The 16,970-nt window shown below is 47.5% G+C and carries 16 protein-coding genes; 1 reads left to right on the top strand and 15 read right to left on the bottom strand.

Features of this window, described 5'->3' with window-relative positions:
* Nucleotides 1–83: 83 nt before the first annotated feature.
* The 13 genes from ftsZ to ACTRXI_RS00125 all read right to left on the bottom strand — a co-directional run bounded on the left by ftsZ (nucleotide 84) and on the right by ACTRXI_RS00125 (nucleotide 15,234).
* Nucleotides 84–1,259: a cell division protein FtsZ gene (ftsZ, locus tag ACTRXI_RS00185; protein WP_091610216.1), complete on the bottom strand. Its 1,176-nt coding sequence runs from the start codon at nucleotides 1,257–1,259 to the stop codon at nucleotides 84–86.
* A 38-nt stretch (nucleotides 1,260–1,297) separates the two neighbouring features.
* Entirely contained in the window at nucleotides 1,298–2,626 is a 1,329-nt protein-coding gene (gene ftsA, locus ACTRXI_RS00180; RefSeq protein ID WP_322524604.1) for a cell division protein FtsA, read from the bottom strand.
* Nucleotides 2,627–2,837: 211 nt separating this feature from the next.
* Nucleotides 2,838–3,737 carry a cell division protein FtsQ/DivIB gene (locus tag ACTRXI_RS00175; protein WP_474260384.1) on the bottom strand — a complete coding sequence of 300 codons (900 nt, stop codon included), beginning with the start codon at nucleotides 3,735–3,737 and terminating at the stop codon, nucleotides 2,838–2,840.
* Nucleotides 3,738–3,766: 29 nt separating this feature from the next.
* Nucleotides 3,767–4,687, bottom strand: a complete 921-nt coding sequence (gene murB, locus ACTRXI_RS00170; protein ID WP_474260382.1) for a UDP-N-acetylmuramate dehydrogenase — start codon at nucleotides 4,685–4,687, stop codon at nucleotides 3,767–3,769.
* Nucleotides 4,688–4,853: 166 nt separating this feature from the next.
* Nucleotides 4,854–6,209: a UDP-N-acetylmuramoyl-L-alanine--D-glutamate ligase gene (gene murD / locus ACTRXI_RS00165; RefSeq protein WP_474260380.1), complete on the bottom strand. Its 1,356-nt coding sequence runs from the start codon at nucleotides 6,207–6,209 to the stop codon at nucleotides 4,854–4,856.
* Nucleotides 6,209–7,180, bottom strand: coding sequence for a phospho-N-acetylmuramoyl-pentapeptide-transferase (gene mraY / locus ACTRXI_RS00160; protein WP_474260378.1), 972 nt, complete (start codon nucleotides 7,178–7,180; stop codon nucleotides 6,209–6,211). Before mraY ends, murD begins: the two co-directional genes overlap by 1 nt.
* A 27-nt stretch (nucleotides 7,181–7,207) precedes the next feature.
* Nucleotides 7,208–8,677 carry a UDP-N-acetylmuramoyl-L-alanyl-D-glutamate--2,6-diaminopimelate ligase gene (locus ACTRXI_RS00155; RefSeq protein ID WP_474260376.1) on the bottom strand — a complete coding sequence of 490 codons (1,470 nt, stop codon included), beginning with the start codon at nucleotides 8,675–8,677 and terminating at the stop codon, nucleotides 7,208–7,210.
* 176 nt (nucleotides 8,678–8,853) lie between these two features.
* A complete protein-coding gene (locus ACTRXI_RS00150; RefSeq protein WP_474260374.1) occupies nucleotides 8,854–11,142 on the bottom strand; it encodes a penicillin-binding protein in 2,289 nt (762 codons plus the stop codon).
* A gap of 106 nt (nucleotides 11,143–11,248) precedes the next feature.
* Nucleotides 11,249–11,617 (bottom strand): cell division protein FtsL, encoded by a 369-nt coding sequence (gene ftsL, locus ACTRXI_RS00145; protein WP_022792690.1) that lies wholly within the window; start codon nucleotides 11,615–11,617, stop codon nucleotides 11,249–11,251.
* Nucleotides 11,617–12,576 carry a 16S rRNA (cytosine(1402)-N(4))-methyltransferase RsmH gene (gene rsmH / locus ACTRXI_RS00140; RefSeq protein WP_474260372.1) on the bottom strand — a complete coding sequence of 320 codons (960 nt, stop codon included), beginning with the start codon at nucleotides 12,574–12,576 and terminating at the stop codon, nucleotides 11,617–11,619. The genes ftsL and rsmH overlap by 1 nt, the downstream gene beginning before the upstream one ends.
* A gap of 36 nt (nucleotides 12,577–12,612) precedes the next feature.
* Entirely contained in the window at nucleotides 12,613–13,044 is a 432-nt protein-coding gene (mraZ, locus tag ACTRXI_RS00135; protein ID WP_022792688.1) for a division/cell wall cluster transcriptional repressor MraZ, read from the bottom strand.
* 150 nt (nucleotides 13,045–13,194) lie between these two features.
* The gene (gene bshC, locus ACTRXI_RS00130) at nucleotides 13,195–14,817 is read right to left on the bottom strand and encodes a bacillithiol biosynthesis cysteine-adding enzyme BshC (RefSeq protein WP_474260370.1); all 1,623 of its coding nucleotides are present in this window, start codon (nucleotides 14,815–14,817) and stop codon (nucleotides 13,195–13,197) included.
* Nucleotides 14,818–14,850: 33 nt separating this feature from the next.
* Nucleotides 14,851–15,234 (bottom strand): DUF3397 domain-containing protein, encoded by a 384-nt coding sequence (locus ACTRXI_RS00125; protein ID WP_474260825.1) that lies wholly within the window; start codon nucleotides 15,232–15,234, stop codon nucleotides 14,851–14,853.
* Between the two features lie 222 nt (nucleotides 15,235–15,456).
* Here ACTRXI_RS00125 and ACTRXI_RS00120 point away from each other — a divergent pair, with 222 nt between their 5' ends.
* Entirely contained in the window at nucleotides 15,457–15,975 is a 519-nt protein-coding gene (locus ACTRXI_RS00120; RefSeq protein WP_022792685.1) for an N-acetyltransferase, read from the top strand.
* 65 nt (nucleotides 15,976–16,040) lie between these two features.
* Here ACTRXI_RS00120 and rpmF read toward each other — a convergent pair whose 3' ends face one another.
* A complete protein-coding gene (rpmF, locus tag ACTRXI_RS00115) occupies nucleotides 16,041–16,214 on the bottom strand; it encodes a 50S ribosomal protein L32 (protein WP_322524592.1) in 174 nt (57 codons plus the stop codon).
* 54 nt (nucleotides 16,215–16,268) lie between these two features.
* Entirely contained in the window at nucleotides 16,269–16,811 is a 543-nt protein-coding gene (locus ACTRXI_RS00110; RefSeq protein ID WP_474260368.1) for a YceD family protein, read from the bottom strand.
* Nucleotides 16,812–16,970 lie beyond the last annotated feature (159 nt).

The following is a 16,970-nucleotide window of genomic DNA, read 5'->3' as shown; positions in this document are numbered from 1 at the left end:
GCTTCATATAGATTACCTCAGCCTTAGCGAAGAAAAGCGGGCCGTATCCGGCCCGCTTTTTTTCTTCTATCGCCTGCCCGCGCTTAACGACGGCGCCGGTTGCGCAGGAACGTTGGAATATCGAGTCCTTCATCTTCTTCCTGTCCATCTCTGGACGGTTCGTTTTCAGATACAGGCTCTTCCTTCCAATCCTGCTGAGGCGCAGGCTGTTGTGGCTGCTGCGGCGCCTGCTGTCTTGTCGGCTGCTGACGGGAAACAGTCTGGCGGCCTCCGCCGCGCGTCCCCTGCGCACTCCGCTGGTCCTCACTATCCTGAAACCCTGTAGCAATTACTGTAACTACGATTTCGTCTTTCAGGTTCTCGTTAATAACCGAGCCAAAGATCATATTAACATCCGTGTCCGACGCTTCAGATACGATCTCAGCTGCTTCGTGCACTTCAAACAGGCTCAGGTTGGATCCGCCGGTAATGTTCATCAGCACGCCCTGAGCGCCCTCCACGGACGTTTCAAGAAGCGGACTTGATATGGCTTTTTTCGCCGCTTCCACAGCACGGTTTTCTCCGGTGGATATACCAATACCCATCAACGCAGATCCTTTTTCGCTCATGATCGTTTTTACGTCGGCAAAGTCAAGGTTAATAAGCCCTGGTACCGCGATCAGGTCACTAATGCCCTGGACGCCCTGGCGAAGAACATTATCCGCTTCACGGAACGCTTCAAGCATCGGTGTGCTTTTATCCACAATTTCAAGCAGACGGTCGTTTGGAATAACAATCAGCGTATCCACTTTTTCCTTTAAAGAAGAAATTCCGTTGGAGGACTGCACCGCACGCTTTTTACCTTCAAATGTAAACGGGCGTGTAACGACGCCTACGGTAAGTGCCCCAATTTCTTTGGCTACTTCAGCAATAACGGGAGCAGCACCTGTGCCTGTGCCGCCGCCCATACCGGCTGTAATAAATACCATATCAGCACCGGTCAGCGCTTCTTCGAGCTGCTCTTTGCTTTCTTCTGCAGCTTTTTTACCAATTTCGGGGTTTGCTCCAGCCCCCAGGCCTCTTGTCAGCTTTCCGCCTAATTGAAGCTTTGTTTCTGCTTCTGATAATTTCAGCGCCTGGGCGTCTGTGTTTACCGCAATAAATTCTACTCCCTGTAAACCGTTCTCAATCATACGGTTCACAGCGTTCGAACCGCCACCGCCGACACCGATGACTTTAATCTGGGCTAGCTGGTCCATATCCATTTCAAATTCCAACATATGTGGTCCTCCTATATAGTCGTTTTATCCTTCGTTACTTATTCAAAGAAAGATTTAAATACGCTTCGCATACGCTCTTTAAATCCAGGCTCCTCCGGATCTTTTTCTTTCGTCCGGTTTTGCTGGCGCGTGTTTGAACCATTACGGTAATTAGCTTCTCCTGCTGAAGCCGGGCGGTCTGATTCTGCATACTTCTCAGAGCGGCCCGCTGCTACAACGGACTCCTCTCCACTATGAACCTTCATGCTTTTATATGCAAATTCAATCAAGCCAATACTGGCTGTATACGTAGGTTCACGTACGCCGATGTAGTCCGGCATTGCAAGACGGACGTGCTGCTTCCAAATGTCCTGGGCAAGCTCGAGCGTCCCCGGCATCATGACCGCACCTCCGGTTAATACATACCCGCCCGGAAGATCATGATAACCCATACGGTTGATTTCCTGCTGCACTAATGTAAGAATCTCTTCCATTCTCGGTTCAATAATTTCTGCCAGTTCGAGCTGCGTGAATTTTTTCTGATCATTATTTCCAAGCGTCTGAATGGAAAATGACAAATCATCAGAAGCATCATCAATAAAGGCATGGCCATGCTCGAGCTTCAGGCGCTCGGCCTCTTCAGCGGTCGTTCTGATACCGACAGAAATATCGTTTGATATATGACTGCCGCCAATCGGAAGAAAGGACATTGTCTGCAGCTGGCCTTCCTGGAATACAGAAACCGTCGTCGAGCCGCCGCCAATATCAATTAAGGCTACTCCAAGAGAACGCTCGTCCTTTGAAACAGCTACACTCCCTGAAGCCAACGGCTGAAGAACAATGTCTGCAATTTCCAGTCCTGCTCGCTCCACACAGCGTAGTAGGTTATGTAAAGCGGTTTTAGCTCCTGTAATAATAGTGCCTTCCATCTCCAGACGAGTACCGAGCATGCCGCGCGGATCTTTAATTCCATCCATTCCGTCTACAATAAACTGGGCTGGAATAATATCAATAATTTCTCTGTCGGGAGGAATACTCATCACATGTGCCGCATCGATTACTCTTTCTACATCCTCATCCTGAATTTCACGATCGGTGCTTGATACGGCCACTATTCCATTACACGCCCGCATTTCCACCTGATTACCATTAATTCCTACAATGACCTGCTTTACTTCTAAATCAACCATTCGTTCCGCCTGGTCCACGGCCTCTTTAATCGCTTTAACCGTTTCATCGATATCGACGATCGCACCTTTTCTCATGCCGATAGACGGCGCCCGGCCGACTCCGATAATTTTCAAGGCACCACCACTCATATCTCCGATAATCGCTCGGACAGACGATGTGCCGACATCAAGACTGACATACAAATTTTCACTGTTCAAGGTTGGGCACCCCCTTATAGATCTATTTTCGTTTCGGTTTTACAGTTGTTTTGCGCTTTATATTTCCATACGCACCAGAATTTTTCCGGTTGCGCTTCCATTAATAATATGCGGCAGTATTTTTGTTTAGGTTAAGAAAAATACGCCTTCTTTTCAGTCTACAACAACTATCTTCAATGGAAAAGGCAATTTTCAAACAATATTCATTCTTTTATTGGTCAGTTCCATTGGCGCTATCGTTTTCTTCTGTATCAGAAGTTCCGTTTTCTGCCCCTTCAGGAGTATCATTTCCTTCAATGAAGCTTTCCTCAGGCATTTCCTGCGTGCCTTCCATTTCTTCCCCAGAGCCTTCCTCCGGCTCTGCTGCTTCAAAATAAGGCGCCCTCATCATATAAAGCACCCCGTTTTGGCTGGGATCAATATTTCTTGCAATGGATGGATACGAGCCCATATACTCCGAGAATCCAGATACAGAACTGCGGACCTCAAGACCGTCGTTCATGTAAAGAGTGATATTATCCTCCTCATTTTCAGAAGGATCGAAATATACTTCTGAAATCCGGTTGGTCACCCCTTCACCTAAATTCCCAAGTTCCTCTGCGAACGCTTCAAGTCTTTCTTCTTTCTCAAAATTCTGCAGAAGCGGCGCATCTGCCGGAAGTTCGCTGCTTACGTTATCTGTAAGCTCATAGCCGTTCTCAAGCACCGGGGCATAAGCGCCTTCAACCTGCGTATAAGCAACTTTTTCATACTCAGTAACCTCAATGTTTACCGTCGCCGGCCACGACCTCGTCACCTCTGCTTCTTGAATTTCCGGCAGCTTCTCTACATTATTTTTAATCACGCTTCTGTCCATTTCCCAGATATTTGTTCCGATCTGGGCCCCGCTTTCTTCTTTAATAACCTGTTTTTCTGTGAATTGGGCTCCGCTCGCTTCAATACTGCGGATATGACTTAACGGAGATTGAAAATAGATTACCAGTCCGATCAATACAAAAAATACAGCCAGATAGATAAACAGCCGGCGCCGCGATTTTTGCCGGCGCTGCTCCTTTAAACTGGGGTGATGCTCTTCGAGCGAGACCAGTTTGCCATCATTCGGCTTTCTCACACCGCAGTCCTCCTCTGTTTCCCCGCTTATCAGCTGTCGGCTGATCTTTTGTTTACAATTTCCACTTCGGTTTCAAGCTCAATGCCGTAAGCTTCTTTCACGGAGGAACGGGCTTTTTCAATTAATGCCAGCACATCAGATGCTTTGGCTTCCCCTGTGTTAACAATAAAGTTTGCATGAAGCTCTGATATCTGCGCCCCGCCGATCACGTGACCTTTTAAGCCGAGGTTTTCTATAAGCTCACCGGCGTGGTCAGGCAGAGGATTCCGGAACACGCTGCCGGCACAGGGGTGCGCCCAGGGCTGCGTCTCTCTTCTGTACTGTTTGTATTCCTGCATTTCTTTAAAGATGACGTCTTTTTCCCCCTGCTCAAGCTTGAGCCTGGCAGCAACACATATCCCTTTATCCGACTGGAGCCTGGAGGTGCGGTAAGCAAATCCCATTTCTTCATTAAGAATCCATTCCATTGTTCCATCCGGAAATAAAATTAACGCTTCTATTAACACCTTTGACATGTCAGAGCCGTGGGCGCCTGCATTCATAAATACTGCGCCACCGACACTCCCCGGAATGCCCCCGGCAAACTCCATGCCTCCGTATCCGTCCCGGCTTAAAATCGTAGCGAGCCGGACTAATGGATAGCCCGCTTCCACCGTGACTATACCGTTATCGTTTTCCATATTGGCAAGCTTCGTGCCAAATTTTATTACTACGCCTTCAATCCCCTCATCATCCACCAGCAGATTTGATCCACGGCCGATGGCACGCCATGGAAGGTTTTCCTCCTGAATCCATTTCATGGCGTTTTCCAGTTCTTTCACGCTTGTCGGCTCCACCAGCCAGTCCGCCGGCCCACCGATTTTCCAAGTCGTATGCTTCGCCAGTGGTTCATCTTTCAGTACTTTGCCAAAGTCTTCGAAGTTCCATGCTGATTCCGCCTCTTGTCCCATACGATCCCCTCCTGTTTATTCAATTGTTTATTTCAGGCTCCCTGGATTCCATTACATTTTTTGTTTGTTTTTGTATACTTTCTTTTTAAAGAATGCATCATTCGATCCATTCCTGAAACCACCTTTTAAAGGTAGCTTCAGGAGTGTAGCAAAACTGCACCCCATATCATTTATACTTTTCTACATATTCCATAAACTTCCGGCCCCGTTCTTCAAACGTCCGGAACTGATCCCAGCTTGCACAGGCAGGAGAGAGCAGCAGCACATCCCCGCTTTCAGAAAGCTGAAAGCTTGTATCTACAGCATCTTCCAAAAATTCTGTGCGGTGGATTTCATTTACCCCTGCTTCCTGAGCAGATGCCGCCAGTTTGTCCCGCGTCTCGCCGTAAGCAACGAGGGCTTTGATTTTCCGAAAAGACTCAATCAAATCATCGAAGGTGTTTCCACGGTCAAGTCCTCCGGCCAAAAGCACCACCGGCTCTTCAAAAGCTTCGATCGCCTTTTGGGTGGAGAGCATGTTTGTCGCTTTTGAATCGTTGTAAATTTTGCGCCCGTTCACAATTCCGCTGAATTGAAGCCGGTGCTCGATGCCGTGGAAGTCGGATAATGCCAAATCGATGGCTTTGTTGGATGCGCCAAGTACTTTAGCTGCAGCAATCGCTGCCAGCATATTTTCCTTGTTATGCGCTCCGGGAAGAGAAGCACGCTCCACAGCCATCACCGGCTCTGTTTTATAATAAAACATGCCTTCCTTAATATAGGCGCCGTCTTCGCAGACAGACTCTGTGGAAAATGGCACAAGTGCGGCGTCTGAGCTTTCAGCAATTCGTTTTACCTCTTTTTGATCATAATTGTAGACGGCAGTATCTTCTGCGGTCATGTTTTGAAAAAGCTTTGCTTTTGAGTGCTCGTAGTCGTTCCGCGAGCCATGGTAATCCAGATGGGCATCGAAGAGGTTTAACAGCACCCCAACCTTCGGGCGGAACTGGCGTGTCCCTTTCAACTGAAAGCTCGAAACCTCTGTAACCATGATCTGGTCTTTTTTAATCTGAGGAGCTACTTCACATGCCACATTTCCAATATTACCAGCTACAGCGGCTTCTCTGTGGTCATTTTTGAAAATAGACTGTATCAATGAGGTAGTGGTGGTCTTACCGTTCGAGCCGGTGATAGCCATCATCGTCCCTTCACACAGTTCTGCGGCAAGCTCAATTTCCGTAATAATATTAAATTGTTTTTCCAGGGCTTTTTTGATAAAAGGATGGTGGTAGGGAATACCCGGATTTTTAACAATGACCGAAAACGATTCTTCGAGCAGGGAGACCGGATGGCTTCCTGTAATCAGCCGAATGCCGAGATTCTCAAGCTCCTGAATCTTTTCGTCTCCTTCTTCCGCTTCCGTTCCGTCATTCACGGTCACCTCCGCTCCAGAACGGTGCATCAGCTTCGCTGCCGCTAATCCACTTTTAGCCAAACCTACGATAAGTACTTTTTTTCCTTTATATTCTTCTAAGCGATCCATTATAAAAACACCTCTAATGCGACCCCGGACAGTCCGGCGGCGGCTCCTACCACCCAAAAAGCAGCAACGACCTGCCACTCCGACCAGCCTGACAGTTCAAAATGGTGATGAACCGGGCTCATTTTAAATACTTTTTTCCCTCTTAATTTGTAAGAAATCACCTGAATAATGACGCTCAGCGTCTCCAAAACAAATACGAGGCCAATCACAATCAACGTCAGTTCGGTTTTCGTTAAAATAGCTACAGCAGCAATTGCGCCCCCGAGCGCCAGGGAGCCCGTATCTCCCATGAAAATCTTGGCCGGGTATTTATTGAAGATTAAAAAGCCGAGCAGGCTGCCCACCACCGCAAAAGCAAACAGCCCGATGTCCATATACCCGAGCGAAAAAGCAACCAGGGCATAAGCGGCAAACGCCATTGTTCCCGTACCGGCCAGCAGTCCATCCAGGCCGTCCGTCAAATTCACCGCATTGGAAGCGCCGACGAGCATAACAATGATAAGAAAGAAATACGCCCATCCGAATTCGAGTGACCATTCCGTTCCCGGCACAGCTACACTCGTGTCAAATGTGCCATTATACAAAACAATAAAAAAGATAAATGCAATAACAATCTGACCAATCAGCTTCTGGATACTCGTAAGACCGAGATTTCGTTTCATGGCAATTTTAATGAAATCGTCCAAAAACCCAAGTATTCCGAAGCCTACTGTTACAAGCAGGAGCAGCCATATTTCCGTTGTGTAGCCGACAAAAAGCGGCAGTACGATGAGAGCAGTAATCAAAAGGCCGGCAATAATCATTACGCCCCCCATTGTTGGCGTACCGCCTTTTTTCTGATGCGATTCCGGCCCCGTTTCCCGGATACTCTGGCCAAATTTCAGCCGTTTCAAGGCTGGAATAAGAACCGGTGCTGAAATCGCACATAGAATAAATGAAACTATCGTTACTATTAAAGCTGCAAAACCCATCAAGGGAGCTCCTTTCAGTATGAAACACTAAGCCTGTTTATTATTTTTTTTCCTGACCGCCTCTTTTGCCACTTCGCGGTCATCGAATTCCAACGTTTGATCCCCTATTATCTGGTACGTCTCGTGGCCTTTGCCTGCAACAAGTACTGTGTCCCCGGCATCTGCAAGAAATACGGCACGCTCAATCGCCGTCCGGCGGTCCTCAATAATTTCGTATTTTGTCCCAGTAAAACCTGCTTCCATCTGCTCCAATATTTTGACCGGGTCTTCCGAGCGCGGGTTGTCGGAGGTGAGAATCACCAGATCACTGAACTTTTCTGCTGCAGCTGCCATTTTCGGCCTTTTTTCTTTGTCTCTGTCTCCGCCGCATCCTACCACGGTGTAGAGACGTCCTTCGGTCATATCAAAGGCTGTTTGAGCTACATTTTCCAGCCCGCCTGGAGTATGGGCGTAATCAACGACAATGGTGCTTTTCTGCCCTGCTTCTACAGCTTCAAATCTGCCGCTTACGACCGGAGCATTTTTTAGACCGTCAACGATGCTTGTGACAGAAACGTTTTCTGCAATGCAGGCCGTAATGGCTGCGAGCGCATTGTATACATTGAACCTTCCAAGCAGCGGATACTCCACCTCCGTGCTTCCCCACGGAGTATTCAGCGTAAACGATGTTTTGCCGCCGGTGGTTTTTATGTTTTCAGCATAGATGTCGTTATGGTCACTGATCCCATAAGTAAGTACCGGGGCTGTCGTTACAGCCTGAAAGTAATCGGAGGCTTCGTCGTCTCCATTTAAAACCGCAGTGCCCAGCTCTCCTGCAAAGCTGTTGCCCAGCTGGGAAAACAGGAGGCTTTTAGCGTTCCTGTAGCTTTCCATCGATCCATGATAGTCCAGATGATCCTGTGAAAGGTTCGTAAAGACTGCTGTACGGAACTGGACGCCCCGTACGCGCCCCATCTGCAGTGCGTGAGACGAAACCTCCATCACACAGCTTTTCACTTCTTTATCGCGCATATCCGCAAACAGCTGCTGCAGCTCCAGGGATTCAGGCGTTGTGTTATTAGTCTTTACGGATTCATTTCCGATTTTTGCATACATAGTGCCGATTAAGCCTGTCTTTGCCTGCTCTTCGTGCAGGATAGATTCAACTAAATGGCTGGTGGTGGTTTTACCATTTGTACCGGTAATACCGATTATACGAACATCCTTTGTGGGATGTTCGTAGAAATGATCCGCTGCGTAGGCCATTACCTTCTGCGTATCCTTCACGATCCACACAGGAGCTTCAACGTCCACGTGCCGTTCGGCTATCACAGCCGCCGCTCCGTTGCTTACTGCGTCGGCGGCAAAATCATGGCCGTCTACCTGGGTTCCTTCAATACAAAAAAACAGACCATTTGGGGTCACTCCCCTGGAATCCATATGTAAGCTTTCTATTTCTTTGTCTTCGCGCTCAAGCCGCACCATTATACTTGGAATGATGTCTGTTATATATTTCATTTCCGTGCCTCTTTTCTATCCGGAGCAAGTGTTTACCACTAATTATAGAAAAAAATATGCTTCGTCCTTCCCGGCTGTCTTTTAATGAACATGCACGCAGAGAACTATATTCACTCTCTGCGTACACCTCACTCATTCTAATGTGAACGATAAAACATGTCATGGGACAATCGTCATTAATTTTCTACCGGCGCTTCACTTTCTTCTGGCTGCTCTTCGCCAGAGCTTTCCTGGGTATCATTTTCCTGGGGTTCAGATTCCTCTGTTTCGGCCTCTTCCGGACGCTCTTCCCCATTTTCATTTTCCACGCTATTTTCTTCCGGTTCCTCCTGCTCTGCCTGAGTGTCCTGCAATTCGTCCGGTGCCACCAGCTCGACTTCCATATTGCCGGCAGCACTGACGGCTGTGCCGGGATCTACCGACTGGGAGCTGACATAGCCGGAGCCACTGGTGTCTATATCGATTTCAAGCAGCGCCTCGAGCCGCTGGATTTCCCGCAGGGACCATCCGCTGACGTCAGGAATACTTTTTTGTCCGTTCGTGAGGAAAATTACTTTTTCACCTACGATCAGCCGTTCCGTATTTGTAGGAATCTGACTTTCCACCTGATTGCCGCTGCCAATTTTCACTGGCTCCAGCCCCGCATTCTTAGCGGCGTTTTCAGCTTTATTCACTGATTTTCCGGTATAGTCTTCAAACTTAATACCCGACTCTTCATAGGCTTCTGTATCCTCAACATCTGAAGGCGTAAGATTCATGTATGAAAGGCTCTGCTGCATCACCGGATTAAAAATAGCGCTCACGGCATCGGAGCCTGTTTCTGTCGGCTCAAGCTCCGGCCGGTCCACGACAACGTAGACAATAATTTCCGGGTCATCCACCGGCGCCATGCCGATGAAAGAAAAGATATTCTGGTTTTCTCCGCTCAGATAGCCTCCCCCCTCCGGGTCAGAGATCTGAGCCGTTCCTGTTTTCCCTGCAACTTCCACACCGTCAATCTGATAAGGAGCGCCTGTACCGTTTTCTCCTTCAATAACGGTTTGAAGCTTTTCTCTTGTCTGGCGGGCGGCTTTCTTACTAATCGGCGTACCGGCCGACTTCGGCTCGGATTGGTACGTCGTTTCATTGTTATTCGGATTTTCAATACGGTCGATGACGTAAGGCTGCATCATTTCTCCGTCATTGGCAATCGCCGTAGCGCCCTGAATCATTTGAATAGGGGTGACCGTGGAAGCCTGGCCAAACGCGGTTATACCTACGTTTAACGGCGTTTCTTCTGCTAACGCCCCGTCCGCTTCATTCGGGAGATCAATACCGGTTTCCTGTCCGAATCCGAATTTCTCCAGGTAATCAAATAAAGCTCCTTCCGGCAGGATTTCCAGAGCTATTCTCATAAATGCTACGTTTGAGGAACGACGGAGGCCTTCATTGTACGTGATTTCTCCCCAGCCTTCTCCGTTGTTGTGGTCCCGGATCGTTTCCCCGGAGACCTCATAGGTGCCGGACTCATAAGTATCTTTGCCTTCATATACTCCTTCGTCGATCGCAGCAGCCAGAGTAAACATTTTAATCGTCGACCCGGGTTCAAACTGGTCGGAAACCGCATAGTTGGTATAGTTTTCAATTTCTTCATATTCATTCGGATTGAAGCTCGGCCGGTTGCTCATCCCGAGAATTTCCCCGCTGTCTGCGTCAGCCACAATACCCATCATTTTGTTCGGGCTGTAGCTTTCTTCCACCTCAGACATCGACTGCTCAAGCACGCTCTGAATATTACCGTCCAGGGTCAGATAAACGTCTTCACCGTCTTTGGCTGTGTTCGTTGTTGTTTCTTCTTCATCAAGAAGAGCGTTTTCTTCAGATTCTGTTTTTGTCCCGTCTTCGCCAGTTAATTCTTCATTCAAACCGGCTTCGAGTCCCATCTGTGCTTCTGACATGTCCCGGTTCGTGTAGCCAAGCACATGGCTTGCAAACGTCTGGTTCGGGTAATAGCGGCTCGGCTCCTCTCGAAAATGGATGCCTGCCAGATCAAGCTGTTCGATTTCTTCCCTTTCAGACAGCGTTAAGTATTTGCTGCCGGAACCGAGCTCCACCTGGTACTGGTCACGTTCGAGCATGTCCTCGAGGTCTGCCGCTTCCATTCCGATCAGCGGTCCAAGCTCTCTTGCTACCCTGCCCGGGTTTTTCACATGGTCATCGTAGGATTCATCAAGTACTGCATACACAGAATAGGAAGGCACCTGTTCTGCCAGCGGCTCTCCCTGCTTATCGTAAATAGTGCCCCGTTTTGCCTCAACGGTTTCGGTCGACGTATACCTTGAGTCTGCCATACTTGCAAGGTCATTGCCCTCTACTGATTTCCCTACCTGGATATACACCATGCGGCCGGTGAAAACGAGAAAAAAAACAGCTACAGCAATAACCAATAAAAGCGCCCGTACTTTCGTACTTTTCAATTTCTTCATGCTGAGAACGTTCACCACCTGGATTTTTACATGTAACGGGGCGTAGGTTAACTTGCAAGAAGGGAGCAGTACTACCGCGTTTCCACGGATTCCCCTCCCTTCTGCATCAGTTCTGTTCTGTTCCGTTTACGACTTGAATATTTTCATCCTTCATCTCCATACCCAGTTCATTTTTCGCGTAGTCCATGATACGCTCCGGTGAACTAAGTTCAGCCACCTGCAGCTCAAGGTTTTGATTCACCTGCTGCTGTTCCTGAATCTGTGTGGCAGTCTGGTCTATTTGCTGGTCCTGGGCGTGTATCGTAGCAAAGTTCGAAACGATGAAAAAGGATGCGATTAAAATCCCTATTATGACGGCCGTCATAATCAGTTTTTCACCCTTAGTAATACCACCACGAACATGGTACTGGACTTTTTTATGTACTATTTGCTTGTCTTCCTGCTGGCGTTTAATCTGCTGTGCCAAATTCTCCATTATTGTTTCCCCTCCTCGCGTTTTTCGATGATTCGAAGCTTCGCGGAAGCCGCCCTTGGATTTTGCGTCAGTTCATCTTCTGATGGCAGGATCGGTTTCTTTGTCACCAGGTTAAAATCTGGTTCTGCTTCATCGGGCACGACCGGGAGTCCCTTCGGAAGCGGAGGTGGAGAACTTTTCTGTTTAAACAACTTTTTACAAATTCTGTCTTCTAACGAATGAAATGTTATTACGCACAATCTTCCGCCCGGCGCTAACATTGTCAGCGCATCGTCGAGCGCTTCTTTGAACACATCAAGTTCATTATTTACAGCAATTCGCAAAGCCTGAAAAGTCCGCTTCGCCGGATGCCCGCCTTTTCTCCTGGCCGGTGCAGGTATTGCACTTTTGATGATTTCCACTAGTTCTTCCGTCGTTTCAATACGATGGTCTTCACGCGCTTTTTCGATTTTTCTGGCAATCTGCTTTGAAAAACGTTCTTCCCCGTATTCCGAAAGAATCTGCCAGATTTCCTGAAAAGGTGCTTCATTGACGATGTGTGCTGCTGTACGATCCTGCCGGTGCCTGTCCATTCTCATATCAAGAGGAGCATTGTAGCGGTAGCTGAACCCTCTTTCCGGACGATCAAACTGCGGCGATGAAACTCCAAGATCGAATAATAACCCGTTTACCTGCCCGGCTTGAAGCTCAAGCAGTTCTTCCTTTAAAAACTGGAAATTGCTATGTACGATCCTGAAATTTTCTCCATGAGCGCGAAGCCGCTGCTGGGCATGCTCAATCGCTTCCTCATCCTGGTCAAAGGCAATTAAAAAACCTTCAGCAGACAGCTGTTTCATAATTTCTTCACTGTGTCCGCCGCCGCCGAGGGTACAATCAACATACACACCGTGCGGCTGAATGTTTAGTCCCTGGACTGCTGCTTCCTTCAATACGGTTTCATGCTCAAATTGTGGCGGCACTTCTATTCCTCCGGCAAAAATGTGTTTGATGCTGCTTTAAAAATCCAAATCGGCCATGTTCTCTGCAATATCCGGAAATACTTCTTCTGATTCTGCGTAATATTCGTCCCATTTGTGTTTATCCCATATTTCTACTCGGCTGCTTACCCCGATGATCATACATTCTTTTTTTAATTCTGCATATTGGCGGAGGGTGGTAGGAATCATCGAACGTCCCTGCTTATCAAGTTCACATTCAGATGCTCCTGAAAAGAAAAAACGGGTGAATGCCCTTGCGTCTTTTTTTGTGAAAGGCAAAGCTTTTAATTTGGTTTCAATTCGTTCCCATTCGTCATACGGATAAACAAACAAGCATCCATCCAGACCACGGGTAACGACGAAAGAATCTCCCAACTTCTCCCGAAAACGGGATGGTATAATAATTCTTCCTTTGTCGTCCATATTATGTTGATATTCTCCCATAAACATATGGACCCAACCTTTCACCACTCCATACATTTAAGTTACCACATTCCCCCACTTTGTACCACTTTTTCCGGAAAATTTTTTTGACAAAAAAAACTTCCCGCTATTTCGGGAAGCTTTCAGCCGGATATCGTATAAATCAGCACGAAGATGCTACAGTAATATAATGTTCTGCCGGCCGCTTTTCCACTCTGTTCCAGCTAAAACCTGTGATGGAAGACAGCCGCCGAATTCATTCAGCATAAACAAAATGTTCACCTGCCGTTCCGCCGGCTCCCGGCGCGGGTAGAGCTGACCGATAATCAATTCGAGCCGCCGTACGTGAACCTGAACGGTACGCTCCTGTTCCGCATCCAGCCGGTCGCCTAGATAACGGACTTCTTTTTCAATCCTCCGCCAGTTCTCTTCTGCAAAACTTTCCTGTGAAGGAAACTGCCGAATCCATGCGTCAGCAAGAGCGGCATACGCTTCTTTCATTTCTTCCATTACCTGTTCCGCTTTGGCTTTGCCATCCACTTCAAGGGCAGCATGTTTCACCTTCTGAAGCCTTTGTTCGAGTGCCGGCAAATTCAGCAGCTCCCTGAAGGGAATATGTTCTTTTTCAGCTGCCTGCTGTACCTGCCGGGTGGCATAATGTATTTCCATGCGCTTTTGTACAATTGGCACCCGCAAACCCAATGCTTCAAACAATGGCTTTAAAAGAGACCAGTACTGTATTTCCCCCGGGCCTGCCACGAAATGAAGAACCGGAAGCATCTGCTCCTGCATCAGCGGCCGGGTGACTACATCAGTACTGAAACGAAAGGGGGCGTGTACTGCTTCTTCCAGTAATTCCCCCGTTTCGATTGTTTCTCCTGATCTCCGGCTCCGCCAGGCCCCGCCTTTATATTCAAGCAGGTGCCGCACATGATTTATATGAAAAAACAGGTGGCCGCTGTCAAAATTAATGCCTTCGACAGCTCCGTATCCCGCTGCCGCCCTTTCAGCTGAGCCCTGGTAAACAGCTTCATTTATTTTTTCCGGTACAGAGAGCAGGCTTTGAAACAATGGCGCTCCCAGTTCTCTCCATTCCGGCTGCTGCGGGTCCATCATAATGAGATCCGTATCTTTAAACAGCCAGCGCATCATTTCTGCGAAAAACTGGGACCAGGATGCTGAACCACGCACCAGTTCATTCACTTCGTTTCTTAATTCATTTGTAAGCGAAGTCTCCCGGAGCTTTGAAAAGGCATCTTCCACAAATGCTTGCGCTTCCTCTGGATCAAAAGGCTGTTCCGAGACAGGTACATTCGGCAGAAAATTACCCTCAAATCTTGTTTTGCCGAGATGTCCTTCGACCGGAAAATTGACATGGTTTACTTCCTCCCAGTCATGGTCCTCGCCCGCGATCCAAAACAAAGGAAGCACTGGGCGCTCCAGCCTCTTTTGCTCTTGCTCGGCCAGCTTAATTATCGATACAGCCTTGGATATAACCATAGACGGACCGGTAAGCATCCCGGCCTGCTGGCCGCCGGCTACAATGACGGTTTCTTCGTTTTCAAGTTTTTCGAGGGCTGTAACCGCCCTTCCCCCGTAGTGCAGGCTGTCATTATACTTCTGCAGAAGCTGCTTTAAACGCTGGCGTTCAAAAGACCGGCCGTCTAAATAACGAAGCCGGTCCTGCACCCCCTGTGTATTTCCAGCGTAATGAAAGAGCTGCCTGGCACTGGGTTGTCCTTTTTGATAGTCATGCAAAAAATGATTGTTATCTATTGGTTGATCGTACAGCACTTTCATATCAAACTACCATCCTTTATGCCTTGCTCCGTTCTATGCCGTGAACTGCAGATACACCCAGTATCCGGCTAACAGGACATACCCTGCCGTAAATATAAAAAAGCTGCATCTCCATATGCCCTTCAGCACCCGAAAAAATTCCAGCTCCTCCCGGGAATGATAATGAATGATGGATATCACTACGGCACTGGCCAGAATCACTAAATAAATAACCCACAGGTAGGATTCGTTCCACAGATCACTTGACCATCTGTGCACCGAAGCGATGAACAACAATGTAGTGGAATCACAGGCAGCCCGGAAGGCGTATGTTTTTCTTTTCGTTAATTTTGCCGTGACCAGATAGGCTATGTACCAAAAAGCCGGCGGAAAGGCCAGAGCTGCTTCCATTAACCATCCATATATCTGCTGTAGCATATTTGTCACTTTCCCTCATCCAGTTTGCTCGCATTTTCTTAACTCTATCACATTAAACATCAATATTATTGATGAATTTTAGATGTCTCAAGCATTTTAGCATATCTCTACTCTCCGGACTAGTAGCATTGGACGATCAGGGACACCGACTTTTCACTTTTCGATTTAAAACGTTTTCGTGTATAATGAAGTTGGAAGTTATTAGTGAAGGAGGCCAATCGCATGAGCGGAATAGAAGTTGTACCATTACTCATAAACTACAAGACATTAGAAGAATTTCAAAACTTTAAAGAAGTTGGCGCTCAGGAGCTTTCCATGCAGGAAGAGCTCGAAGAAAACATTATGGAAAACGACAGCCGTTCTCCATTTTACGGCATTTATTTTGGAGACCGGCTGGTTGCACGTATGTGTTTATATACAATTACCGGCAAATACGACCGCTTCTTTGACCCTCCCCAGGACTATCTTGAGCTTTGGAAACTCGAAGTACTCGAGCCTTACCGGGGACGCGGTTTTGGGGAAGAGCTTGTCAACTATGCAAAAAGCTTTGAACTGCCGGTGAAAACAAACGCACGTCAGCGTTCGGATGATTTCTGGCTGAAAATGGGCTTTGAACCCGCAGAATACAACCCGGTCAGAGATCGTGGTGAAAATCCATACGTATGGTATCCAAAAGGGGTACAGCCGCAAAAAGCAGAAGAATTAACTGCCGAACCACCTCTTTCCGATACTGAGTCGTAATATCCGATTCCTCAGTGCTTATATAAAAAAAGCAGGACGCCGTCTCCGGCTCCCTGCTTTTTTTATTACTTTTCTACAACTGTTTCGCCTTTGTAAGAACCGCAATTTCTGCACACGCGGTGAGATAGTTTCTGCTCTCCACATTGTTCACATTCTACCATACCTGGTACTGCTACTTTATGATGAGCTCTGCGCATACGTTTACGGGTCTTAGAAGTACGTCTAAAAGGTACTGCCATGATTCCCACCTCCTTATAAGATAAAGATTATTTCAACCAGTGAATGATTTTGGATCAGCTGGAGCCTTTATCGAAATACTTCGATAAATCAGCCATTCTCGGATCAACTTTAGGAGCTTCCTGCTCCCGTTCCTTTATTAATTCATCCTCCGAGATTACCCGCCAGTTATCTCCGCTCTGAGGAGCAAGCGGCTCACCGTCCCCCTCTTTCGCGAAGACTCTGAACGGCATTTCAAGGAAAATGTTTTCTTTAATATATGGGAGAAGATCGACAAAACCATCTTCTGGCTCGTGTTCATTAATGTTTTCTTCGTCCGCCGGCATTCCATCCAGCCGAAATGCTTCAAACATTTCAACATCAAACGGATGATGGACGTCCGCGAGCGTGCGCGCACATGGAAGTATCATCGTTCCTGTTAACCGCAGGTGTACTTGAAAGGTTTCTTCAACGATTGTCCCTTCGCCCTGCACATGCACAGCACTGATATCCCTTAACTCTTTATCGCGTTCAATCATCTCTGAAACATCTGCTTCATCTTCAATGTTAAACGCCTGTTCGTGCTTCTTTGAAAGTAACTGCTGGATACCCCATTTCATCGGATCCACCTCCAGACAACAAGAGTAATTATATCCATCGTAACGTTCTTTGTCAACATTTTTTCTTTACAGTAAACCCTTTTGAACTCTCGAAAAACATCGTATCATGAATAAAGAAACGTGAAAAGCGATATCTCCCGAAATACCCTACGTGAAAGG

It is taken from the genome of Marinococcus sp. LNHM4E3-1 (genome assembly GCF_056034405.1).
The sequence above is the reverse complement of the archived record's forward strand: the minus strand, read 5'-3'. Positions and strand labels throughout refer to the sequence as shown.